This window comes from Bradyrhizobium sp. CCBAU 11430, from assembly GCF_028128855.1.
In the GTDB taxonomy this organism is placed as follows: domain Bacteria; phylum Pseudomonadota; class Alphaproteobacteria; order Rhizobiales; family Xanthobacteraceae; genus Bradyrhizobium; species Bradyrhizobium ottawaense.
Genome location: NZ_LBJV01000040.1, coordinates 1 through 23,032, shown reverse-complemented (window position 1 = coordinate 23,032; position 23,032 = coordinate 1). Strand labels below are relative to the sequence as shown.

Annotated in this window: 25 protein-coding genes and 1 tRNA gene; 15 read left to right on the top strand and 11 right to left on the bottom strand. The window is 66.0% G+C overall.

The genetic code is table 11. From position 1 onward, the window contains the following. The first annotated feature begins 133 nt into the window (after positions 1 to 133). The 7 genes from XI04_RS10585 (at position 134) to XI04_RS10555 (ending at position 5,769) form a co-directional block, all read left to right on the top strand. Positions 134 to 1,084, top strand: coding sequence for a sulfonate ABC transporter substrate-binding protein (locus XI04_RS10585; RefSeq protein WP_028140219.1), 951 nt, complete (start codon positions 134 to 136; stop codon positions 1,082 to 1,084). A 38-nt stretch (positions 1,085 to 1,122) separates the two neighbouring features. Next, the gene (locus XI04_RS10580; RefSeq protein WP_271608840.1) at positions 1,123 to 2,076 is read left to right on the top strand and encodes a sulfonate ABC transporter substrate-binding protein; all 954 of its coding nucleotides are present in this window, start codon (positions 1,123 to 1,125) and stop codon (positions 2,074 to 2,076) included. A gap of 8 nt (positions 2,077 to 2,084) precedes the next feature. Then, on the top strand, positions 2,085 to 3,251 hold the full coding sequence (gene ssuD / locus XI04_RS10575) for an FMNH2-dependent alkanesulfonate monooxygenase (RefSeq protein ID WP_028140217.1): 1,167 nt from the start codon (positions 2,085 to 2,087) through the stop codon (positions 3,249 to 3,251). Further along, positions 3,248 to 4,054, top strand: a complete 807-nt coding sequence (ssuC, locus tag XI04_RS10570) for an aliphatic sulfonate ABC transporter permease SsuC (RefSeq protein ID WP_038970845.1) — start codon at positions 3,248 to 3,250, stop codon at positions 4,052 to 4,054. The genes ssuD and ssuC overlap by 4 nt, the downstream gene beginning before the upstream one ends. A gap of 20 nt (positions 4,055 to 4,074) precedes the next feature. Continuing rightward, the gene (locus XI04_RS10565) at positions 4,075 to 4,902 is read left to right on the top strand and encodes an ATP-binding cassette domain-containing protein (protein WP_212429039.1); all 828 of its coding nucleotides are present in this window, start codon (positions 4,075 to 4,077) and stop codon (positions 4,900 to 4,902) included. A 32-nt stretch (positions 4,903 to 4,934) separates the two neighbouring features. After that, complete coding sequence (locus XI04_RS10560; protein ID WP_028140214.1) at positions 4,935 to 5,516, top strand: flavin reductase family protein; 582 nt, start codon at positions 4,935 to 4,937, stop codon at positions 5,514 to 5,516. A gap of 94 nt (positions 5,517 to 5,610) precedes the next feature. Continuing rightward, positions 5,611 to 5,769, top strand: a complete 159-nt coding sequence (locus XI04_RS10555) for a hypothetical protein (protein ID WP_018318398.1) — start codon at positions 5,611 to 5,613, stop codon at positions 5,767 to 5,769. Between the two features lie 118 nt (positions 5,770 to 5,887). On the opposite strand, the gene XI04_RS10550 is transcribed toward XI04_RS10555, so the two are convergent. The 10 genes from XI04_RS10550 to XI04_RS10505 form a co-directional block, all read right to left on the bottom strand. Continuing rightward, positions 5,888 to 7,036 (bottom strand): M20 family metallopeptidase, encoded by a 1,149-nt coding sequence (locus XI04_RS10550; RefSeq protein WP_271608838.1) that lies wholly within the window; start codon positions 7,034 to 7,036, stop codon positions 5,888 to 5,890. Positions 7,037 to 7,320: 284 nt separating this feature from the next. Further along, positions 7,321 to 8,571 carry a vanadium-dependent haloperoxidase gene (locus tag XI04_RS10545; RefSeq protein ID WP_038948487.1) on the bottom strand — a complete coding sequence of 417 codons (1,251 nt, stop codon included), beginning with the start codon at positions 8,569 to 8,571 and terminating at the stop codon, positions 7,321 to 7,323. 259 nt (positions 8,572 to 8,830) lie between these two features. Continuing rightward, positions 8,831 to 10,216, bottom strand: a complete 1,386-nt coding sequence (gene flbD, locus XI04_RS10540) for a sigma-54-dependent transcriptional regulator FlbD (RefSeq protein WP_028140211.1) — start codon at positions 10,214 to 10,216, stop codon at positions 8,831 to 8,833. A 33-nt stretch (positions 10,217 to 10,249) separates the two neighbouring features. Continuing rightward, complete coding sequence (fliN, locus tag XI04_RS10535; RefSeq protein ID WP_018318401.1) at positions 10,250 to 10,600, bottom strand: flagellar motor switch protein FliN; 351 nt, start codon at positions 10,598 to 10,600, stop codon at positions 10,250 to 10,252. A gap of 3 nt (positions 10,601 to 10,603) precedes the next feature. Next, complete coding sequence (locus XI04_RS10530; protein ID WP_018318402.1) at positions 10,604 to 11,227, bottom strand: FliH/SctL family protein; 624 nt, start codon at positions 11,225 to 11,227, stop codon at positions 10,604 to 10,606. Beyond that, positions 11,227 to 12,318 carry a flagellar motor switch protein FliG gene (gene fliG, locus XI04_RS10525; protein ID WP_028140210.1) on the bottom strand — a complete coding sequence of 364 codons (1,092 nt, stop codon included), beginning with the start codon at positions 12,316 to 12,318 and terminating at the stop codon, positions 11,227 to 11,229. Before fliG ends, XI04_RS10530 begins: the two co-directional genes overlap by 1 nt. Positions 12,319 to 12,365: 47 nt before the next feature. Next, positions 12,366 to 13,976, bottom strand: a complete 1,611-nt coding sequence (fliF, locus tag XI04_RS10520) for a flagellar basal-body MS-ring/collar protein FliF (protein ID WP_028140209.1) — start codon at positions 13,974 to 13,976, stop codon at positions 12,366 to 12,368. Positions 13,977 to 14,168: 192 nt separating this feature from the next. Further along, positions 14,169 to 14,444, bottom strand: a complete 276-nt coding sequence (gene sciP, locus XI04_RS10515; protein WP_002714638.1) for a CtrA inhibitor SciP — start codon at positions 14,442 to 14,444, stop codon at positions 14,169 to 14,171. Positions 14,445 to 14,836: 392 nt separating this feature from the next. Further along, complete coding sequence (locus XI04_RS10510) at positions 14,837 to 15,544, bottom strand: flagellar hook assembly protein FlgD (protein ID WP_028140208.1); 708 nt, start codon at positions 15,542 to 15,544, stop codon at positions 14,837 to 14,839. Positions 15,545 to 15,556: 12 nt separating this feature from the next. Further along, positions 15,557 to 17,191, bottom strand: coding sequence for a flagellar hook-length control protein FliK (locus XI04_RS10505; protein ID WP_271623654.1), 1,635 nt, complete (start codon positions 17,189 to 17,191; stop codon positions 15,557 to 15,559). A gap of 343 nt (positions 17,192 to 17,534) precedes the next feature. Between XI04_RS10505 and mnmA the strand changes: the two genes are divergently transcribed. The 8 genes from mnmA to XI04_RS10465 all read left to right on the top strand — a co-directional run bounded on the left by mnmA (position 17,535) and on the right by XI04_RS10465 (position 21,530). Next, positions 17,535 to 18,716, top strand: coding sequence for a tRNA 2-thiouridine(34) synthase MnmA (gene mnmA, locus XI04_RS10500; protein WP_038948492.1), 1,182 nt, complete (start codon positions 17,535 to 17,537; stop codon positions 18,714 to 18,716). A 20-nt stretch (positions 18,717 to 18,736) separates the two neighbouring features. Continuing rightward, a complete protein-coding gene (locus tag XI04_RS10495) occupies positions 18,737 to 19,375 on the top strand; it encodes a class I SAM-dependent methyltransferase (protein WP_028140205.1) in 639 nt (212 codons plus the stop codon). Between the two features lie 44 nt (positions 19,376 to 19,419). Continuing rightward, positions 19,420 to 19,776, top strand: coding sequence for a hypothetical protein (locus XI04_RS10490; protein WP_028140204.1), 357 nt, complete (start codon positions 19,420 to 19,422; stop codon positions 19,774 to 19,776). Positions 19,777 to 20,033: 257 nt separating this feature from the next. Continuing rightward, positions 20,034 to 20,110 (top strand) — tRNA-Met (locus tag XI04_RS10485). 17 nt (positions 20,111 to 20,127) lie between these two features. Beyond that, positions 20,128 to 20,460: a hypothetical protein gene (locus tag XI04_RS10480; RefSeq protein ID WP_152102425.1), complete on the top strand. Its 333-nt coding sequence runs from the start codon at positions 20,128 to 20,130 to the stop codon at positions 20,458 to 20,460. A 128-nt stretch (positions 20,461 to 20,588) separates the two neighbouring features. Then, a complete protein-coding gene (locus XI04_RS10475) occupies positions 20,589 to 20,750 on the top strand; it encodes a DUF2934 domain-containing protein (RefSeq protein ID WP_018318410.1) in 162 nt (53 codons plus the stop codon). Then, positions 20,747 to 20,932, top strand: coding sequence for a hypothetical protein (locus XI04_RS10470; protein WP_038948493.1), 186 nt, complete (start codon positions 20,747 to 20,749; stop codon positions 20,930 to 20,932). Before XI04_RS10475 ends, XI04_RS10470 begins: the two co-directional genes overlap by 4 nt. 319 nt (positions 20,933 to 21,251) lie before the next feature. Beyond that, positions 21,252 to 21,530 carry a DUF2934 domain-containing protein gene (locus tag XI04_RS10465; protein WP_038970857.1) on the top strand — a complete coding sequence of 93 codons (279 nt, stop codon included), beginning with the start codon at positions 21,252 to 21,254 and terminating at the stop codon, positions 21,528 to 21,530. Between the two features lie 566 nt (positions 21,531 to 22,096). Here XI04_RS10465 and XI04_RS10460 read toward each other — a convergent pair. Continuing rightward, positions 22,097 to 22,603: a hypothetical protein gene (locus XI04_RS10460; protein ID WP_271623653.1), complete on the bottom strand. Its 507-nt coding sequence runs from the start codon at positions 22,601 to 22,603 to the stop codon at positions 22,097 to 22,099. Positions 22,604 to 23,032 lie beyond the last annotated feature (429 nt).

Sequence of the window (23,032 nt, the reverse complement as noted above, 5' to 3'; positions counted from 1 at the left end):
GATTAATCATGCGCGCTGCCGCACGCGCAGTGCTCGCATCGCTATTTTTCCGCACGTCTCGACACCTCCGATAACCCGCACCATCATTCCTGAAACGTGAATGATGACGGCCGCACGCGGCCGGGAGTGTGGAATGCAGCGTCGTGACTTTCTCAAGCTCTCCATCGGAACCGCAGCCGCCGCTGCGCTCGCCTCGCCTGCGATCGCGCAAGGCGCGGTGAAGGAAATTCGTGTCGGCTACCAGAAGAACGGCGTGCTGGTCATCACGCGCCAGCAGGCCGCGCTGGAAAAACATTTCACGCCCCTGGGCATCGAGGTGAAGTGGGTCGAGTTCTCCTCGGGCCCGCCGATGATGGAGGCGATGAATGTCGGCAGCGTCGATTACGGCGCGGTCGGTGATTCCCCGCCGGTGTTCGCGCAGGCCGCGGGCGCCGCGATCGTCTATGCCGCGGGCCAGCCCATCACCAACGGCCAGGGCATTCTGGTGCCGAAAGATTCGCCGATCCGCGCGATCGGTGAGCTGAAAGGCAAGCGTGTCGGCTTCACCAAGGGCTCCAGCGCGCACAACATCGTGGTGCAGACGCTGGAGAAGGCGGGCCTCACCTATGCCGACATCACACCGGTCTATCTGACGCCGCCGGACGCCGGCCCCGCCTTTGCCAATGGCAGCATCGAGGCCTGGGCGATCTGGGATCCCTACTTCGCGATCGGTGAGACCAAACAGAGCGGCCGCATCCTGATCAACGCGCGCGAGGTCACCAAGACCAATTCCTTCTACATCGCCAACCGCGATTTCGCGAAGAACCACGGCGCGATCCTGCAGCAGATCGTTGACGTCACCACCGCGACCGCCAGATGGGCCGAGCAGCATCGCGACGAGGTCGCGAAGTCTCTCGCCGCGGTGACCGGCATTCCGCTGGAGATCCAGACCATCGCGGCGAACCGGTCGTCCTTCGTCGTCGGGCCCGTCACCGATGACATCGTCGCGACCCAGCAGGGCGTCGCCGATCGCTTCTACAAGCTCGGACTGATCCCGAAGCCGATCGCGATCCGCGACATCGTCTGGCGCAACCCGGCAGCCTGATCGTGCCGACCAGCCTTCCCACACACAGGGGTTTGAACATGAGGCGTATCATTCAGCGTCTGATCGCGGCCGTGGTGCTGTCGATCGGCATCGTCGCTGCCGCGGTCGGCACGTCCTACGGTCAGGACAAGGTGGTCCGCATCGGCTACCAGAAATACGGCAAGCTGGTGCTGCTCAAGAGCAAGGCCACGCTCGAGCCGAAGCTCGCCGCCGACGGCTACAAGGTGGTGTGGACCGAATTCCCCTCCGGCCCGCCGCTGCTCGAAGCCCTTAATGTCGGCGCGATCGATTTCGGAAACACCGGCGAAGCCCCGCCGATCTTCGCGCAGGCCGCCGGCGCGCCGATCCAGTACGTCGCCTATGAACCGCCGGCGCCGAAGGGCGAGGCGATCCTGGTGCCGAAGGACAGTCCGCTGAAGTCGGTCGCCGACCTCAAAGGCAAGAAGGTCGCGCTCAACAAGGGCTCTAACGTCCACTACCTCCTGGTCAAGGCGCTGGAGAAAGCCGGCGTGAAGTACTCGGAAGTTGAGCCGGTGTTCCTCGCACCCGCCGACGCGCGCGCCGCCTTCGAGCGCGGCGCGGTCGATGCCTGGGTGATCTGGGATCCGTTCCAGGCGGCGGCGGAGGCGGCCACCGGCGCGCGCACGCTCGCTGACGGCACCGGCATCGTCGCCAACTATCAGTTCTACTTTGCCTCGAAGAAATTCCTCCGTGCCAATCCTGAGATCGTCGACGTCGTGCTCGCCGAGCTCAGCACGGTCGACGATTGGGCCAAGGGCGATATCCATGCAGTAGCCGAGCAACTCGCGCCCGCGATCGGTCTGTCCGTTCCGGTCGTCGAGGTGGCGTTAAAGCGACAGTCCTACGGCATCAAGCCGATCACGGATGCCGTCATCGCCGACCAGCAGCAGGTAGCCGACGCGTTCTTCGCGCTGGGCCTGATCCCCAAATCCATCAAGATCTCCGATGTGGCTCGGAAGTCAGGATCGTGAGCAAGGTCATGAGCAAGCAACCCAACACCAACATTCTCTGGTTCCTGCCGACCCACGGCGACGGCCGCTATCTCGGCACCGGCGTCGGCGGCCGTGAGGTCAATTTCAACTATCTGCGCCAGATCGCGCAGGCCGCCGATCAGCTCGGCTATTTCGGCGTGCTGCTGCCGACCGGGCGGTCCTGCGAGGATTCCTGGATCGTCGCCTCCGCAGTCGCACCGTTCACCGAACGGCTGCGTTACCTCGTGGCTGTCAGGCCCGGCCTGCAATCGCCGAGCGTTGCGGCGCGCATGACCGCGACGCTCGATCGCGTCACGGGCGGCCGGCTGCTCGTCAACGTCGTCACCGGCGGCGATCCCGTCGAGAACAAGGGCGACGGCATCTTCCTCGGCCATGACGAGCGCTACGAGGTCACCCGCGAGTTCCTGGGCGTCTATAGCGACCTGCTCGCCGGCAAGACGGTCAATGTCGAGGGCAAGCACATCCATGTCGAGGGCGGCAAGCTGCTGTTTCCGCCGGTGCAGTCGCCGCGCCCGCCGCTCTATTTCGGCGGCTCCTCGGACGCCGGCATCGACGTCGCCGTCGATACCGTCGATAAATATCTCACCTGGGGCGAGCCGCCGGCCCTGGTGGCCGAGAAGATCGCCAAGGTGAGGGAGGTCGCAGCTGCGCGCGGCCGCAAGCTGTCCTTCGGCATCCGCCTTCATGTGATCGTTCGCGAAACCAACGAGGAGGCCTGGGGTGCCGCGAACGAGCTGATCAGGCATGTCAGCGACGACACCATCGCGCTGGCGCAGAAGAACTTTGCCCGCATGGACTCCGTCGGCCAGCAGCGCATGGCGCAGCTTCACGGCGGCAAGCGCGACAAGCTCGAGATCGCCCCGAACCTGTGGGCCGGCGTCGGCCTCGTGCGTGGCGGCGCCGGCACGGCGCTGGTGGGCGACGCCGAGACGGTGGCGGCCCGGATCAGGGAGTATCAGGAGATCGGCATCGATACCTTTATCATGTCGGGCTATCCGCATCTGGAGGAGGCCTATCGCTTCGCCGAGCTGGTGTTCCCGCTGCTCTCGCTGGAGCAGCCCTCCAACGTGACGAAGCTGCACTTCAACGGCGGTCCGTTCGGCGAGACGGTCGGCAGCGACTTCCGTCCGCAACATCGGGTGTCGCAGTCATGAGCGTGATCGACAGCGTTTCACTTCCGCGCAGCTTTCGTTTGCCGCGGATCGACGGCCTGATCCAGTGGATCGTGCCGCTCGCCATCATCGCGATCTGGCAGGTCGCCAGCGTGACCGGCTTCGTGCCGACGCGGGTGCTGCCGGCCCCGAGCGACGTCCTGCTCGCCGGCTGGAAGCTGCTGCTCTCCGGCGAGCTCGTCCGCAACATCTGGGTCTCGTTCTGGCGCGCCTCGATCGGTTTCCTGATCGGCGGCAGCATCGGCTTCGCGTTCGGTCTCGCCAACGGCCTGTCGCAGCTTTCGGCAAAACTCACCGACACCACGTTGCAGATGGTGCGCAACGTGCCGCATCTGGCTCTGATCCCGCTGGTCATCCTGTGGTTCGGCATCGACGAGAGCGCAAAACTGTTCCTGGTGGCGCTGGGCGTGTTCTTCCCGATCTACCTCAACACGCTGCACGGCATCCGCACCGTCGATCCGCAGCTGGTCGAGATGGGCCGCATCTACGGCATGACCGACGGCGAATTGTTCCGCCGCGTGATCTTCCCGGGCGCGCTGCCGTCGATCTTCGTCGGTATCCGCTTCGCGCTCGGCATCATGTGGCTGACCCTGATCGTCGCCGAGACCATCGCGGCGTCATCGGGCCTCGGCTACATGGCGATGCAGGCGCGCGAGTTCATGCTGATCGACGTCGTCGTGCTCTCGATCCTGATCTACGCCCTGCTCGGCAAGCTCGCCGACAGCGCCTCCCGCGTGCTGGAGCGTTTGACGCTCTCCTGGCACCCCGCCTTCCAGAAAAATTGAGCAGAGATACTGGGAATCACATGCAGACAGCCGTTCGTAGCTCCCTTCCGGAAACCGAGCTCGCCCGCCGCGCCAATTTTGCGCCTCACGCGCGCGTCGTGCGCGAGGCGCAAAGCACCGGCCTGCCGCTCAGCATCCGGGGCTTGCGCAAATCCTTCGGTAGCAACGAGGTGCTGCGCGGCATCGATTTGCACATTCCCGCCGGCCAGTTCGTTGCCATCGTGGGAAAAAGTGGTTGCGGCAAGAGCACTCTGCTGCGCCTCATCGCGGGCCTCGACAAGATCGACGCCGGCAGCATCAGCTTCGGCCAGGACATTCAGCCCGAGGACATCCGCGTCATGTTCCAGGAGCCGCGGCTGTTGCCCTGGGCCCGCGTGCTCGCCAATGTCGAGGTTGGCCTCGGCCGCGATCGTGCCTCCGCCGATGCGCATGCGCGCGCCGAGAAGGCCTTGAGCGAGGTCGGCCTTGCCGACAAGCGCGACCAGTGGCCGTCGGTGCTGTCGGGCGGCCAGAAGCAGCGCGTCGCGCTCGGCCGTGCGCTGGTTTCCCGTCCGCGCGTGCTGGCCTTCGACGAGCCGCTTGGTGCGCTGGATGCGCTGACCCGGATCTCGATGCAGCGCCTTTTGGAGCGTGTCTGGCGCGACCAGGGCTTTACTGCGATTTTGGTGACCCATGACGTCGCCGAGGCCGTGGCGCTGGCGGACCGGGTGCTGGTGATCGAAGAGGGCCGCATCGCCCATGATGTCGTGGTTCACGCAGGCCGGCCGCGCCAGCGCGGCTCGGCCGAGCTTGCGGGTCTGGAGGGCTCGATCCTGAGCCACCTGTTGTCGGCGGACGATCGTACCTAGATACAAGGGAACCCCGTCTCGGGGACCATGCCATGAATGTAGTGCCTCGCGATCTCATGACTGAAATCCCCGTCTCGTCCGCCGATTTCCGCGGCGCCATGCGCCATCTCACCGGCGGCGTCAGCGTCATCACGGCCGGGCGGGGCAAGGACATCACCGGCATGACGGTGACCTCGGTGACCTCGCTGTCGGTCGAGCCGCCGACGCTGCTGGTCAGCATCAATCGCGACGCCTCGTCCTTCCCCTTGATCCGGCGCCACGGCGCTTTCGGCGTGAACATCCTCAACGCCGACCAGCTCGACGTCGCCGAACGCTTTGCCGGCAAGGACGGGCTGAAGGGCGCTGACCGTTTCACGGGCGCCAAATGGGTGACGGCGGTCTCGGGCGTTCCGCTGCTCGTCGGCGCGCTGTCGGCCTTCGATTGCGAGGTCGAGGAGATCGTGGAGCGACATTCGCACGGCATCGTCATCGGCCGTGTCAGGAACGTCAGGAATTCCACCCGCAACGCGGCGCTGGCCTATTGGCATGGCCAGTACGTGGCGGTCGACCAGGACGAGGACGCCGCGAGGCTTGCGGACGTGAGCGTTCCCGCGCGCGGCCGGCGCGGCCTTTGATCGCGCGGGTGGCCGGCGCGGAAGGCTGGCCTTTTCCCCGTCATCGCTCTAGAAGCGCCTGAGCCTCCCGCCGGGACGGCAATGGAGCGGATCGATGAAGCGCGTCGCGACCTGGGCCTTCTATGCCATCGGCGCGCTGGCGATCGCCTATCTCGCGCTCTACGCCTACGCGATGTTCTCGGGCCAGCCCGTGATCATCCCCGGCGATCCCATCCACATCTTCCGCAAGCCGGACGCGCCGAGTTATTCGTAGACATTCGGGAGGTTTCGTAGGGTGGGCAAAGGCGCACTTGCGCCGTGCCCACCATCTCGTTCCAATTGCCGTCAAATCGTGGGCACGCTTCGCCTTGCCCACCCTACGGCACCTGCATTCATCCCCGCAAAATCGCCAGCGCCAGCGCTTGCGCGCGCGGCACGATGCTGTCGATATCGAGATACTCCTCCGGCGTGTGCGCGAGGCCGCCGACCGGCCCGAGGCCGCAGATGGTCGGCGTGCCCACGGCGGCGGTGAAGCCGGAATCGGCGCAGCCGCCGGAGAACTCGCCCTGGAGCGTGGTGAGGCCGGCCTCTCTTGCAGCCGCCTGGTAGTTCTCGAACAGCGTCTTCGAATCCGCGCTCTGCACCACGGGCACGAACTCGCCCTTGATGGTCAGCGTCGCACGCGTGCCCGGCACGAAAGATTTCGCGACGATGGTCTCGATCGCGTCCATCACCCGCGCACGATCCGCCGGATCGACATAGCGCAGGTCGATCTGGCCCTCGGCGTAAGGCGCCGTGGTGTTGACGGACTGTCCGCCCGAGACCAGGCCGACATTGAGCGTGATGCCCTTGTCGAGATCGGTCAGCGCGTGGATCTGCACGATCTTGTGCGCGAGCTCGCCGATCGCGCTGACACCCGCGGCGAAATTGGCGCCGGAATGCGCGGCTTTGCCGGTGATGCCGAGATGCATGAAGATGCCGCCCTTGCGGCCCGTCACGACGTTGCCGGTGGGGCGGCCCGGCTCGGAATTGAACACGGCGCGGGCGGAGCGGCCTTCACGCTCGATCACGGGCCGCGAGGAGGGCGAGCCGATCTCCTCGTCCGAGGTGATCAGCAGCTTGATCGGATGCGGGTTGCCGCCGAATTTGTGGAAGGCCGTCGCGACGAAGATGTTCATGACGACGCCGGACTTCATGTCGGCGACGCCAGGCCCATAGGCGCGGCCGTCCCTGATCGTGAACGGGCGCCGCTCCGCTTCACCCTTGCCGAACACGGTGTCGCGGTGTCCCATCAACAGCACCGGCTTCTCGTTGCTGCCGGGCTTGGCCACCTCGGCGTGGATCGCGTCGCCGAAGGCGTCGTGGCTCTCGCGCCGGAACGGAATGCCATGCTCGGCAAAATGCCGCTCGAACCGCGCACCGACCGCATCGACGCCTTCCTTGTCATAGGATCCGGAATCGATGTTCACGACATCGCGGAGCAGATCGATCATCGCCTGCCGCTGCGATGCCAGCCAGTCCGTGATTTGAGATTGAGACATGTTTACCCTCGTGGTTCTCACGCGGGGTTATAGGGCTTCGCATGCGTGCGACCTAGCCGGAGAACGCGGTGCGGCCATGTCCATCGCTGTCGTCCCCGCGAACGCGGGGACCCATACCGCGGAATCTATCGACTGAAGGCGATAGAGGTACCGAACGACGAATCTTCGCCAAACTCCCCCCTGGCGTAATGGGTCCTGGCTTTCGCCAGGACGACGGCGGAGGGTGGGGCGGCGGTGCGAGCCCCGCTCGCAAAGAAGAACGCCCGGGACCCGCCCCGGGCATTCTAACGCTTCGGTTCCGCCATTGCCTCCACACCGCGAAGCTGCGTCGCGACGACCAGCGCGCCGATCTTCCGACCCATGTCCTTGCCGACTTCGGTCGAGAACCGGTAGTGGAAGCCGGCCCAGATGCGCGCATTGGAGACTTCGTCGCTATAGTCCTGGAGCCGCGACCATTTGCGCGTGACCCCTGGCGCCGTCGGGCTGGTCAGTGAGAACTCGCCAAAATCTCCAACGACGGTCTGGAGCACGGTCGAAATTGCGGCCGAGATGATGCAGTGAGCGCAGGGATATTCAGGATGCATCGGCGTGTCCCCAAGCGGCAGCCAGGAGGGATCGCGAGGCGTTGCGGCATTCGAGGTCAGATCGGCATTGCGTATGGCCGTGATCGGGCGCCAGAAATTGTAATGGTACTTGGCGTCGAACACGGCAACGATGGCATCGTTCCCGGCAATCGACGTCAGGGCGAACAGGCGGGCGCAGTCGACGAGATCCACTCCCTTGGCCAAGGCGGCCTGCCTCACGATGGGATTGTAGGTGCGGGCGCCGACAGAGAACCAGAAGCGGCCGATCGTCGTCTGCTCGGGTGTCCGGGTCGGGCTGCCTCTGCCGCCGACCTCGCGGATTTCGTTGACGTCCCTGGTCCAAACCTCTGAATCGAGTGCCGGCGGTGGTCCGGGGCGAAACTGCGATCCGGACGCCATGACCCACGGCGTTGTCGCACCGGTGGTCGAGAAGAGCGGGACGACGGTTGGAATATAGGCGCCCGGTGTGGTCGGGGGCCGGTACGTTTCCACGGCGGCGCTGCCATCGTTCGCGCGAAGCTGGATGATCTGTGCCGCAGCTTCTTTCCCGAGCGCGATGCCGGCGCTCTTGGACTCGCCCTCGGCAATCGGCGTCAGCGCGTTCGTCAGTGTCGCATCCAGGTCCGGCTTGAGGTCCGGATAGATCGACAGCAGCACGTCGTGAGCCGCAACTGCCCCCGCGGCTTCCCGCGAGGTCGAACGCTCCGCGGACAGCGTGACCTTGTAAGGCGCGTAGCGGCGGTCGATCGCATTGACGGCCTCGAACATTGCAACGTGCATCATGGACAAGGCGCGGCTGTGCGGCGCCGGAAGAATCTGTTTCTCGGCGGCGATCGCATCGGCTTTGGCGTTCCAGTCCATGATCACGTCCGCGCGCGCAAGCGGCGCGGTGGCCGAGATCAGCGCTGCAATCAGCGAAAAGCGGGAGATCGTCCACGAAGCGTATTTCATGGCGTGCCCTTTCGGTTGAGGAGGTTCGCGAAACGCGGATGCGGCACCTCGCCGGCATCCTGCCAAGCGGCACCGGGACTCTAACGATGTTGCGGCGTGTCCTTTGTGAACTGCTTCACGCACCGTTCCTCCCGGCGCTGTCCCGGCCCCACGCGCAATTGCGCAGCAGGCGGGGACGACACCAGCATAGCACTACCCCGCAAAGAAAAATGCCCGGGACTGGCCCGGGGCATTCGCATCTCAATTTTGTCAGAAGCCCTTACGCTCCCATCATCGGCATGCGCGGATACTCGCCCGGCGTTCCCGCGGGGGTGATCGGGATGCCGCCGTCGGAATATTCGTTGAGCTTGTTGCGCAGCGTGCGGATCGAGATGCCCAGGATGTTGGCGGCATGGGTCCGGTTGCCGAGGCAGTGCTTCAGTGTCTCCAGGATCAGGTCGCGCTCGACATCGGCGACGGTGCGCCCCACCAGCGCGCGCGTCACCTGCTCGGCGGCCATCGTGGCATGCGCCACGGCCGGCACGGTTTTCGCGAGGTCGAGGCGGTCGCCGTCCGGGGTGAGGATCGCGTCGGCTCCGATCTCGTCGCCCTGCGCCATCAGCACGGAGCGGTGCATGGTGTTTTCGAGCTCGCGGACGTTGCCCTGCCAGCGGTTGGCCGAGAGCACGCGGCGCGCTTCCGCCGAGATCGGGCGCACCGGCACTCCGTTGGCTTCGGCGTACTTCTTCACGAAGTGCTGAGCGAGCTCGAGGATGTCGAGGGGACGCTCACGCAGCGGCGGGATCTTCAGGTTGACGACGTTGAGGCGGAACAGCAGGTCCTCGCGGAACGTGCCTTCGCGCACGGCCTCGGCCAGATTGCGGTTCGAGGTCGCGATGATGCGGATGTCGACCGGCACCGGCTTGGTGCCGCCGACGCGGTCGATCACGCGCTCCTGGATGGCGCGCAGCAGTTTCGATTGCAGGCGGACGTCCATCTCGGAGATTTCGTCCAGCAGCAGCGTGCCGCCGGTCGCCTCCTCGAACTTGCCGATGCGGCGCGCGATCGCGCCGGTGAAGGCGCCCTTCTCGTGGCCGAACAGCTCGGATTCCAGGAGATGCTCGGGAATAGCGGCGCAGTTGATGGAGATGAAGGGGCGCTTGGCGCGCGCCGAGCGGGTGTGGACGTAGCGGGCCAGCACTTCCTTACCCGTTCCGGACTCACCGGTGACCATTACCGAGGCGTCGGATCCTGCGATCTGCTGCGCCAGCTTGATCACCTTCGCCATCGCCTCGTCGCGATAGACCAGCTCGCGGGAATCGTTGGCGACCGCGGCCAGCACCGCGGCGATCAGCTCCGGGTCCGGCGGCAGCGGGATGTATTCCTTGGCGCCGGCGTGGATCGCGGCGACCGCGGCGCGGGCGTCGTTGGTGATGCCGCAGGCGACGATCGGGGCATGAATGTGCTCGGCCTCGAGCCGCATCACGAGGTCCCGGATGTCGAGGGCGACGTCGACCAGCAGGAGGTCGGCGCCCTTGCCGCCGCGCAGCACGCGCATGGCCTGGTCGTGATCCTCGGCATGGGTCACGGTGGCGCCGTTGTCCATCGCGATCTTGGTGGCGGTGGTGAGCTGGCCCTTCAATGTGCCAACGATGAGAAGCCGCATGTCAGTCTCCTGTCCGTCTGGTCGCGCGCGCTATCAGCTGCGTTCGGTCTTGATGATTTCGGTCATGGTCACGCCGAGCTTGTCCTCGACCAGGACGACTTCTCCGCGGGCGACCAGCTTGTTGTTGACGTAGATGTCGATGGCCTCGCCGACGCGCCGGTCGAGCTCGAGCACGGTGCCGGGTCCGAGCTTCAGGAGCTCGCTGACGTCCATCTTCGAGCGGCCGAGCACGGCCGAGACCTGCACGGGAACGTCGAACACCGCCTCGAGATCGGCGGCGGCACGCGCCGCATATTCGTCCTCGTTGTAGCCGACATCCGTGCCGGTGGGCGGCATCGGGCCGTTGAGATCGGGCAGCGGGACCTGTCCGTCGGTATCGCTCATGGCTTAGCTCCCCCTGCGGGACGCGACATAGCGTCCAACCATTTCGTCGATCTTGGCCGCGATGGCGCCGCGCTCCAGCACGACGCCGCCATCGGCCCATTCGATCCGGCAGTCGCCGGTCGCAATCTCCGGCTCGGCCAGGATCACCAGCCGTCCTTCGAAGCCGCTCTGCTTGGCGAGCCGCTCGATCTTCTCGCGGGCGCTGTCGTAGAGCGCGTCGTTGATGCGGACTACCAGATGCGGTGTCGCGACCAGATGCGAGAAGCAGTCCTTGACCAGTGCGACGATCTCGCCGAGCGGCTCGGCGGCGACCAGGTCTGCGCACAGCTTGCGCGCAACCGCCACCGCGACGTCGACCGCCTCGGTTTCCATCTTGGATTCGATGTTGCCGATGCCGGATGCGATGCCGCGGATGCCGATATTGATCTCTTCCATGGCAAGCGCGACGCGGCGGTCGCTCTCGGCCTTGGCCTCCTGCTGGCCGGCGGCAAAGCCGTCCTGATAGGCGCGCGCCTCGGCTTCCGCGACCTTCTGGGCGATCTCCGCAGCGGTCGCGGCCTTCTCGCGTGTCGTCCGCTCGGGCGCCGCGAAGTCGGTATCGAACAGGAATTTTGCCGGAGCGGCCATCAATACACCAGTTCGTCGTCGGCGCGGTTCTTGGTCAGCATGATCTCGCCCTTGGCGGCGAGATCCTTGGCGAGGTTGACCAGCAGCGCCTGGGCCTCGTCGACGTCGCGCAGCCGCACCGGGCCCATCGCCGCCATGTCGTCCTGGAGCATCTTGGCAGCGCGCGAGGACATGTTGCCGAAGAAGAAGTTGCGGACGTCCTCGTTGGCGCTCTTGAGCGCGACGCCGAGCTTGTCCTTGTCGACGTTGCGCATCAACGTCTGGGCCGAGCCGGAATCCAGCTTCACGAGGTCGTCGAAGGTGAACATCAGCGCCTTGATGCGCTCGGCCGATTCGCGGTTGTCCTCTTCCAGCGAGGTGATGAAGCGGGTTTCGGTCTGGCGGTCGAAATTGTTGAAGATCTCCGCCATCACCTCGTGGGCGTCGCGGCGGCGGGTCTGCGACAGGTTGGACATGAATTCGGTGCGCAGGGTCTTCTCCACGCTCTCGATCACCTCCTTCTGCACCGCCTCCATCTTCAGCATGCGATTGACGACGTCGAGCGCAAGCTCCTCGGGGAAGATGCCGAGAACGCGCGCGGCGTGTTCCGGTTTCAGCTTCGAGAGCACCACCGCGATGGTCTGCGGATATTCGTTCTTGAGATAGTTGGCGAGCACCTCTTCCTGCACGTTGGAGAGCTTCTCCCACATGTTGCGTCCCGCGGGGCCGCGGATCTCGTCCATGATGCCGTTGACGCGCTCGGGCGCCAGATATTGCTGCAGCAGCCGCTCGGTGGCGTCGAAATTGCCCATCAGCGCGCCCGATGCCGACATGCGCGAGACGAATTCGAGCAGCATGTCCTCGACGGTGTCGACCTCGACGGTGCCGAGCGTCGACATCTCCAGCGAGAGCTGGCGCACCTCGTCGTCGTCGAGCAGTCCCCAGATCTTGCCGCCATATTGCTCGCCGAGCGCCAGCATCAGGATCGCCGCGCGCTTCGGCCCAGACACCGCTTCGACCGCGTTGCCCGCGCGGCTGCCGGCACGCTGGCCGAGCGTGGAAATGACGCTGGTGATGTCGTTCGAGTTGGCGTTTTGCAGACTGGCGGCCATGTCAGATCACTTCTTGATTCACTTGGCGAGGGATCACTTGGTGCGGATTACTTGGCAGGTTCGGTCAGCCACTGGCGGATGATGGCGACGGTTTCGTTGGGGTTACGCTCGGCGAGCTCGCCGACGCGATGAACGGACTGGGCGTGGACCTGGCCCTGGATGGTGGCAACGTCGATCGCGCTGGCGGCGCCGCTCGGCAGCAGCGCCTGGCCGGCCGGCGCGGTCTCTTCCGAGGCCGCCGGGCCGGCGAGAACGCCGGAGATGGCGGCGGCGACTTCGTCGGAGGCCAGGATGCGCTTGACCAGCGGGCGGATCACCAGGAACAGCACGATCAGGCCGAGCAGCATCATCACGCCGAGCTCGACGAAGTACATGACGTCGTCCTTGGTGAACTGGAGCATGCCGAGGAAGCCGCCGGGCTCGCCGATCGGGGCAGTGGAGGGCGCATCCGCAAAGCGCAGATTGACGACCTCCACCTGGTCGCCGCGCTTCTGGTCGAAGCCGATCGCCGAGCGCACCAGCGTGGCGATGCGGTCGAGCTGCTCCTTGGTGCGGTCCTGATAGGCCAGCTCGCCCTTGTCGTTCTTGGAGTAGATGCCGTCCACCAGCACCGCGACCGAGATGCGGTTGACCCGGCCGGCTTCGGTCACTTCGGTCTTGGTGGTGCGGGAGATCTCGTAATTGTTGGTCTCTTCGGACTTCTTGCTCTGGTCCTTGGCCGCGACGCCGTTGTTCTGCTGGTTGCCGGGCAGCTCGTTGTTGACGGTGACCTGGCCGTTGTTGTCGGCGGTCATGCTCTGCTCTTCGCGGGTCTGGCTCGAGCGCAGCACGCGGCCCTCGGGGTCGAACTTGTCCGAGGTCTGGGTGATCTTGTTGAAGTCGAAATCGGCGGAGAGCTGGACGCGGGCGCGGCCCGAGCCGACCACGGAGGAGACGATGTCCTCGACCTGCTTGCGCATCCGCTTCTCGAAGGAGATGCGGCGCTCGTCGCCGACCGCCTGCTCCGGATCGGTGGCGGCGCCGTCGGCGAGCAGCTGGCCGGCCTCGTCGACGATCGAGACCCGCTGCGGCTTCAATCCGTTGACGGCGGAGGCGACGAGGTGGCGGATGGCGCGGATCTGCTGGGCTTCCAGCGAGCCGCGGACGCGGACCACGATCGAGGCCGACGGCTCCGGCGCCTCGCGCGCAAACAGCGGGCGCTCGGGCAGCACCAGATGGACGCGGGCGGCCTGGATGCGGTCGATGGCGCGGATGGTGCGGGCGAGCTCGCCTTCCAGCGCGCGGAGGTGATTGATGTTCTGGACGAAGGAGGTGGTGCCGAGCGCGTCCGACTTGTCGAACACCTCGTAGCCGACGCCGCCGCCCTTGGGCAGGCCGCCCTCGGCGAGCTTCATCCGCAGGCGCGTGACCTTGTCCTTGGGCACCATGATGATGCTGCCCTCGTTGCGGATCTCGAACTGGATGCCCTGGCGTTCCAGGTCCTTGATAATGCCGGAGGAATCCTCGACGCTGAGGTCGGTGAACAGCGTCGTCATCTGCGGCGTGGTGACGCGCATGATGACGAACGCGAAAAAGCCGATGAGCGCGGCGGTGACCGCGATCATCGCCCCGAACCGGGCGGCGCCGATACTCTTCAAAAAGTCCGCAAGACCTTGCAAGCAACCGCCCCAACAGATTCGGCCGCTTTCACAGGAAAGGCCGACTGGGCAATTATTGCCTAGGTGATGGTTTCGATATGGTTAACGAAGGTTAAGAGGTCGGACAAAAGTCGCGCAAAGGGCGGATATGAAAAAAATCGGCCTCGCAGGGCGAGGCCGATTTTCGTCAAAAGCCGCAGATTTCCGGATCGCCTACTGGCGATATTGCTGGATGCGGGTGGTGCGAAGACCCGCCAGACCATGCTGGTCGATGGAAAACTGCCAGGAGAGGAATTCGTCGACCGTCAGGGTATAACGGCTACAGGCCTCCTCCAGCGAGAGAAGTCCACCACGGACGGCGGCGACGACTTCGGCCTTGCGGCGGATGACCCAGCGTTTGGTGCCGGGTGCAGGCAGATCCGCGATCGTCAACGGACTGCCGTCCGGCCCGATGACGTATTTTACCCTCGGGCGATGGGGTTCTGTCATGGCGTACTCACAAACTCTCAACCACTGAACTCACGCCCGTAACCCTACGCCCGGCGGCTTAAAAATCCGCTAAGCCTAAGGCTTCAATACAATTCTCGTTGAAAATGGCTGGAACGGCGCCGTGTCGGCCGGCGAAACGGTGGAATCCGGGCCGGTCGAGGGGGACTTCGTAAATACTTTACTAACGAATGGAGCCGGAGCGCGGTGTCGCGGAGGCCCTCAATGTCGTCCCTGCGAAAGCAGGGACCCATACCGCGTGATCTATCGATGAGACGCGGGCAGCAGTACCAAGAATGACGTCCTAACCCTGGTCTTCGCCAAACTTCTCCCTGGGGCTATGGATCCCCGCCTTCGCGGGGATGACAGCGAGTATATAGCAGCGGCGCGCACCTTTAATTGCTGCTGGTGGCGATGATGCTCTTCACCTGGCTCAGTGTGTAGCTTGCGCCGTCGATGGTGAGCAGGGGCGGCGATTGGGTCAGGTCGACCGACGACACGACGCCCTGCACCTGGGCGGCGATGCCGACATTGTTGTTCGCCACGTCCTTGCCCGTCGCCGTGATCGTATACTTGCCGTCGGGCCATTGCGTGCCGTCATTGCCCATGCCGTTCCAGGTGAAGGGAATGTCGGTGCCGGCGGCGGCGGTGTATTTGCCGGTGAACACGGTCTGGCCGCTGGCATTGGCGACGGTGATGTCGACGGTGGAGTCGGTCGGCACGTTGAGATGCCAGGTGGCTGATGACTTGGTCATGGTCGCGGTCGAGCCGTCGACCAGGGCGGTCTTGCCGACGAAGCCCAGCGCCTGGGTCGCCTGCGTGGTCTGCTGCAGGGTGACGAGCTGCGACAGCGCATCGTTGGTCTTGAGCTGCTGCTCGACGCCGGCGAACTGCACCAGCTGCTGCGTAAACTGGTTGGTGTCGAGCGGATCGAGCGGGTTCTGATTCTGCAGCTGCGTGGTCAGCAGCGTCAGGAAGGTCTGGAAGTTGCCGGCGAGCGTCGATCCCGTGGTCGAGCTCAGCGAGTTCGACGAGGAGGATTTCGGGAGGTCGGTCGTGCCGGAGACGACAGCAGGAGCGGTAGCGCCAGTCGTGGTGGTCATGTCTGATACTCCTTACACTCTGATGTCGACGCCGCTGCTCGGCCCGTACATGCGGCCATAGCCGCGCCCGACGGGTGCGGCAGCAGCGGTGTCGTCCTCGCTGATGATCAGCCGGCGGGCATTGCCGCCATTGTCGTTGTTCTGGCCGGAGTTCTGGCCCGACGAATTCTGGTCGCGCAGGCTGAAGGACAGCCCGTTGCTGCCGGACTTGAGGCCGGCATCGTCGAGCGCGCGCTGCAATTGCGGCGCGTCCTGGCGCAGCATCTGCAGCGTCTCCGGCTTCTCCACCGTGAGATGCGAGGTGACGTTGCCGTTGCGGTCGACATTGATGCGGACGTCGATGCGGCCGAGCTCGGCCGGGTCGAGGCTGATGTCGAAGCGGGACTTGCCGGAGCGGATGGCGGCCGCGATCTCCACCGGCACGCCGTTGATCGGCACCGCCGTCGCACTGGCCGCGGTCGCGGTCAGCGTCGCGGTCGAAGCGGACGCGGTCGAGGTCGTGTTGGTCAGCGGCGCCTGCATCGCGGAGGCGGCCTGCGCGCTGGTGTCGGCGGTGTTGAAAGCGGCCTGCGCATTGGCATGGGCGTGGGCGGCCGGTGCGGCCGGGATCGCGTCGGGCGTACGGTCCGCTGCGCCGGGCTTCGCCTCGGTCGCTGCGCCATCTGCCTGCGGCTTGGCGCTTTGCGGATGCGCTGCGGCGTCGGCGGTCGCGGCGCCCGGCGCTTGTGTCGGGGCGGCGTTCGCCTTGCCGGCGTCCTGGCCGATATTGGAGACGTCCGACTGTCCTTGTGCGGTGGCGACGGCGGCCTGGAACGAGGTCTTCGGCGTGCCCTGGTTGACGGGGATCAACCCGCCGCTCGCCTTGGCGTCGGTCGCGGCCGCGTCGGTTGCCCCGGTCGCGGCATCGGCCAGCGTCGCGGTGGTGTCGGCGTCGACCTTGGCGCCGGCGGTCTTGGCGCTCTTGTCGGCGGGCGTGGCGGTGTCGGTCTTGGTGCCCGCGATCCGCGCCGCGGTCGAAGCGCTGGCGGCGATGCCGGCGGCGGCGATCGTCAGCGGCGAGGCGGTGGCGGCCTGGTTTGCAGCCGCGTTGGGATCGGCCGGGACGACCGGCGCGACCACGATCGCGTTCGGATCGGGCACGGCCTGCGCCGCGTCGGCCGGCGCGGTTGCTGCGGCATCGACCGCGGCGGTGAGCGTGTCGGTGCCCTCGGTCTGGTCGTCCTTGGTTTTCTCGGATGTGTCCGCCGATTTGGCGTCCGACGCCTCGGACTTGTCCTTGACCTTGTCCTTGGCCGTGCCGGCGTCCTTCGCCGCATCCGTGGTCGTGTCGTTCGACTTGTCGTTCGTCTTGTCGTTCCTGGCGGGCGCGGAGGTGTCGGTGTCGTCGCGCGCCCTGCTCTGCGAGGATTCATCCGTGGACGAGGTGTCGCGCGGCCCCTTGTCCGCGGAGGACGAATCGCTCCGCCGCGGCGCGCTATCCTGGGCCTGCGAGGCCGCATTGGTGTTGATCGCCTGGGTGTTGCTGTCGACCAGCGACCCGAAGGAGTCGTTCGCGGATGGCTCCCTGGCGCTCTGCGACCGCGCAGGCTTTTGCTGCGCGCTCGAAACTTGCACGCTGGCCACGACATCTGACGTACGACTGACCACAGGCGACCCCTTGGAAACATCTTTGGCATCAGGGGAGCAAGGAGCGGGCCAGTGCCCTTTCAGGTATATTTATGTAGCAAAATCAATCGTTTATGGATTTTATCCCGTCGCCGCAGGGCCCGCTGCGACCCCGCCATTTCTGCCTCCCCGGCAAGAATTGCCCTAAGCTGGCCGCCCCCGTGATTGCTTCACCGGAATGCCGCCTATATTAAAGAGGTTACTCTCAGCCGCTTTCGACCGGGCAGTCGTGCCTTGCGGGAACTAAAGTTCCCGGGGTTCGACGACGTCCCGCGAGAAGCATGAAATCGCGGATCGCCGCACGCCGTCACAACCCTTAAGGCCCATGCTCAACAGTCTGGATCTCGAAGGCCGTCCTGAGGACACCAGGGTCGTTGTCGCCATGTCGGGCGGCGTCGATTCCTCGACGACGGCTGCGCTTCTGAAGGCGGAAGGCTACGACGTCGTCGGCATCACGCTGCAGCTTTACGACCATGGCGCGGCGACCCATCGCAAGGGTGCCTGCTGCGCCGGCCAGGATATCCACGACGCCCGCGACGTCGCGGCAAAACTCGGCATTCCCCATTACGTGCTCGACTACGAGGATCGCTTCCGCGAATCCGTCATCGACAATTTCGCCGACAGCTACGCGCTCGGCGAGACGCCGGTGCCGTGCATCGAGTGCAACCGCAGCGTCAAATTCCGCGACCTCCTGAAGACCGCGCGCGAGCTCGGCGCACAGGCGCTCGCCACCGGCCATTACGTCGCCTCGCGCCGCCGCGAAGACGGCTCGCGCGCGCTGGTCTGCGCGGCCGACGCCGACCGCGACCAGAGCTATTTCCTGTTTGCGACGACGCAAGAACAGCTCGACTTCCTGCGCTTCCCGCTCGGCGACATGACCAAGCCCGAGACGCGCGAGCTCGCGCGCCGCTTTGGCCTGTCCGTCGCCGACAAGCACGACAGCCAGGACATCTGCTTCGTGCCGACGGGCCGCTATACCGACATCATCACGCGCCTGCGTCCGAATGCGATGGACCCCGGCGACATCGTGGATCTCGACGGACGCGTGCTCGGCCGGCACAACGGCATCGCCAATTTCACCGTCGGTCAGCGCCGCGGCCTCGGCATCGCCGCCCACGCGCCGCTGTTCGTGGTGCGGCTTGAGGCTGCCACCCGCCGCGTCGTCGTCGGCCCGCGCGATGCGCTGAAGATGCACCGCATCGCCTTGCGCGACGTCAACTGGATCGGCGGCGGCGACATCGACCGCGCCATCGGCGCCGGCCTCGAATTGTTCGTGCGCGTGCGCTCGACCCGCGCGCCGCAGCCGGCATGGCTGCGCGGCGCGAACGGCCATTATGAGGTCGAGCTCGTCGGCGGCGAGGAGGGCGTCTCGCCCGGCCAGGCCTGCGTGTTCTACGACGCGCCCAGTGGGCAGGCCCGCGTGCTTGGCGGCGGCTTCATTCAAAGCGCCGCCGCGAAAGTCGCGACAGGCACGGCGAGGCCGCTTGTCGAAGCGGTGCGCGGTTAAGAGAATTCAGGGCAGGGGGCATGGCAGCAGACATCTCGCGGGCCGGGGTCGAGAAGGCCTATGGCCGCTGGGCGCCGGTCTATGATCTCGTGTTCGGCAAGGTGTTCGACGCCGGACGGCAGTCGACCATCGCGGAGGCCGACCGCATCGGCGGCCGCATCCTCGACGTCGGCGTCGGTACCGGCCTGTCGCTGTCGGACTATTCGCGCACCACGAAAATCTGCGGCGTCGACATCTCCGAGCCGATGCTGCGCAAGGCGCAGGCGCGGGTGCGTGCGCTTCGCCTCTCCAATGTCGAAGTGCTCTCGGTGATGGATGCGAAAAACCTCGCCTTCCCCGAAAACTTCTTCGACGCGGTGGTGGCGCAATATGTCATCACCGCCGTGCCCGATCCCGAAGGCACGCTCGATGAGTTCGTGCGCGTGCTCAAGCCCGGCGGCGAGCTGATCCTCGTCAACCACATCGGCGCCGAGACCGGCCCGCGCAAACTGTTCGAGCTCGCCTTCGCGCCCGTCGCCCGCCGCCTCGGCTGGCGCCCGGAATTCCCGTGGGCCCGCCTCGAGGGCTGGGCCGCGAGGCACGGCGGCATCACCTTGGCCGAACGGAGGCCGATGCCGCCGATGGGGCACTTTTCGCTGATCCGCTACCACAAATCGTGATCGTGCCGAGGGAACACGCGCCGTGATCGGCGCGTTTTGCTCCCATGCGCACGACATCAAACATCATCCTGGCCAGCCTCCTGATCGTCGCCTCCGGCAGCGCGATCGCGCAGGCTCCGCCCGCCCCGGCGACGCCGCCGCAAGCGACCGCGCCGCCATCCCCGCAACATGCGGCCAATTGCACCCCGCAGGACCGCCCGAACCGCCAGGCCGATGGCACCACCACCGGCCAGTCCCGGGAACCGCTCGGCGACAAGCTGGCAAAGTCCGACGGCGTGCTCTGCCCGCCCGCGGGCGTCGACCCCGAGATGCACGCCCCGGCCCCCGACACCGGCGGCAACACCCCGGTGATCCCGCCCCCCGGCAGCCCCGGCGGCGACCCGAACGTGCGGCCGAAATAGGCCCGATTCTTCCTTCGCCTCTCCCGCTTGCGGGAGAGGCCGGAATCCGCAAAAGCGCGGCTTCCGGGTGAGGGGGAGTCTCCGCAAATCTGATATCCAAAAACAGGCGATCCGCCGCCAAAACCGGTCCCTTTTCCACCCCCAAACGCCCTGTCGCGCCGAAGCTTTTAGCGAAGGCGGATTGACTTCCCGCCGCCCCCTTCTTTATATGCCGCGCGTTCGCGAGATCGGCCGTAGCCGCCGTTCGCGGGCCCTGTGGCGGGGTAGCTCAGCTGGTTAGAGCACGGGAATCATAATCCTGGGGTCGGGGGTTCGAGTCCCTCTCCCGCTACCAATATCCCCGAGCTTCGCATGTCCATCCTCCAAGAGGCGTTGCACGACCTGCTGCGTGTCCTGGCCTTTGCGACCTGGGGATGTGCGGTCGTAATCTTGGCGATGGCGATACGCCTGGCCTTCTTGAGAGCCGGAGCGTCGCCCGAGTGGCGCGGCCTGCTGACGCTCAGGCGTCCGTTGGCGAGCGAGCTCTCGCGGGAATTCCACGCGGCCAATGGTCAGCTCATGCGTCTCATGCTTGCATTCGCCGCGATGCTAGGCATCGGCGCCCTGCTGTTCTGGCTGGATACCCTGCTTCTTCCTGTCTCAAGTAATTTGATGAGCGTGCTATCGCCCGGCGCGCGCGATTAGGAACTCCCGCGCACGATGGAAGCTTGAATCCGCGGGTCAGCCTCGCCGCCGATCGCTGGCCTGCACGGCCCGCCTCCAAGCCCCCATACCCCCCAGGGTGGGCCGTGCTTCACCAGAGGAGACGAGAATTGTCCGACCCGACCGAGCAAGAGATCAGAGAACGCGCGCACCGCCTGTGGGAGCAGGCCGGCAAGCCCGAAGGCCGCGAAGAAGAATTTTGGAACGCGGCCGAGCAGGAGCTGCGCAACGAGGAAAAGTCGAACACGCTGCGGACGCCGGATACGCTGTGACCGACAAGACCTGCCCATTCTGCCAGGGTCTGGGATGGGTCTGCGAAAACCATCCGCTCCGGGCGTGGAGCGAGAAACTCGGCGGCTGCCGCTGCGGTGAGGGCATGCCCTGCACCTGCAACACGACTGAGGATCCGGAAATCAGAGTGGTGATCGTCGAAGCCGACACGACGTGGCACTAAAGCATGACCCGGAAAAGTGCGCAGCGGTTTTCCGAAAAGATCATGCTTAAACAACAACCTGAAGCGCGATGGCGATTCATCCTAATCGCATCGCGCTTTAGCGGCGTCGACTCGATGTGATGGTGCGTAGGATGGGTGAGCCCTTGCGAATCCCGTCATGCGTCGACGTCGTCCAGACCCCGATGGGTTTCGCTTCGCTCACCCCATCCTACGCTCTTCCATCCCGCGCGCTTTTGCCGAGGGAACAGACCATCCCCGAAAGGAATTCAATCTCCGAACAGCACGGGCTCTGGCAACATTTCCCACGGCAGTGTCGGCGGTGGACGAGCAGAAAAAGATAGAGCACCAGATCGAACTCGCCACGCGAGCGGCCGCGCTCGTCAAGGACGAAACCACCGGCCAGCGTTTCCGAAGTTTTGCCGAAGAGCTGAAGCGAAAGCTCCGCCGCATGATGCGGCGCGGCCAGGTGCGCGCACGCGCCTACGAGCTCTGGGAGCAGGCGGGACGGCCGAGCGATCGCGAGCTGGAGTTCTGGCTCGAAGCGGAGCGGCAGGTGGAGGAAGAGCGCGAGGAGCGGAAGGGGGCGGGTGGTTCGTAGGCGGAAGCTCCACTTCGATTGAGGGAGATCACGTTCGGACATCGTCATGCCCGGGCTTGTCCCGGGCATCAACGTTCTTGTGCTGCGGAGCAACAAAGAAAAGCCGCCGGGCTCTTCACCCAGACGGCCTCAAAAGTCCCTAGCTGTCGATCGCCTCCGCAGCCTCACGCGTACCGCCGTTACCTTGTTTGCGGCCATGCTGGGTCATTGTAGGGGAGGGCCGCTGATTCTGCTGTGATCTGAAGCACACAGTGGAAAAGAGGATGGGGAGGGGAAGGTCCCGTGCCGCATGAGAGCTCGGTAGTAGGATGGGTTGAGCTCTTGCGAAACCCATCATGCCTCGGCGTTGGGAACATCTTGATGGGTTTTGGTCTCGGGGCCGCGGGAGCTAGACTTGTGTTCCATGGAGACTGAGGGCTTGTTTAGCAATCGCGACGATTGACTTGTCTGCCCATAACCCACCCTGTGTCGCCCTCCGTCAACCCCTCCCCACAAAAATATTCCACTTTACCGAAATTCGGTTTCGGCGTATGTGTCGCCCATCCCGGCTCACCCAAGAGGGGCGACTATGTGTCGTCACTGTCGCGAGCCGGGTCTGCGGTGGACGCGGCAGCGTCGGCACGAGAGGTGCGGGCAGGGCGGGTAGTCCCTGTGAGTCCGTAACCGCGTGCGACGAGCGGCGCTGTCAGGTTCGTCTCGTCTGCAGGTCGACGGCAACGTGCACAACGTCGTCGAACCCCCCCCCCCCCCCCCCCCCCCCCCCCCCCCCCCCCCCCCCCCCCCCCCCCCCCCCCCCCCCCCCCCCCCCCCCCCCCCCCCCCCCCCCCCCCCCCCCCCCCCCCCCCCCCCCCCCCCCCCCCCCCCCCCCCCCCCCCCCCCCCCCCCCCCCCCCCCCCCCCCCCCCCCCCCCCCCCCCCCCCCCCCCCCCCCCCCCCCCCCCCCCCCCCCCCCCCCCCCCCCCCCCCCCCCCCCCCCCCCCCCCCCCCCCCCCCCCCCCCCCCCCCCCCCCCCCCCCCCCCCCCCCCCCCCCCCCCCCCCCCCCCCCCCCCAATGGCGGGCCGTGCGTACGGCAAAACCGTGTGGTCCTGGCCGTCGTTGCTACGGTCAAGCATCTGCGGAGATGCGCGCGAGCCCAACCGGGCGGACGGCATCGTCAATTCGCGGGGCGAGGGAGGCCAGAAGGAAAGGTCGGCTCCCGGGAGATCACGGCATAAGCCGTCCGACCATCGCGCAGGGAAGGCCGAGTGATCGGCGACACCTGTATGCTGCTGTGCGGTCTCCTTTGCGCATTATTCGCGCAGCAGACCGCGGGTGCACGCTGGCACCCGGCCTTCCCTGCGCCCTCTTGGCTTTATGAGGGTGGAGCGACGAAGCAAAGCTCGGGCGGATTGAGCCGCGAGATCGGGAAGGCGTGTCTGTGTTTCGAGCTGCGTGCCACACACTCGATCTCGTAGGGTGGGCAAAGCGGAAGCGTGCCCACGCCTTGTTGCTTATGGAGAGAG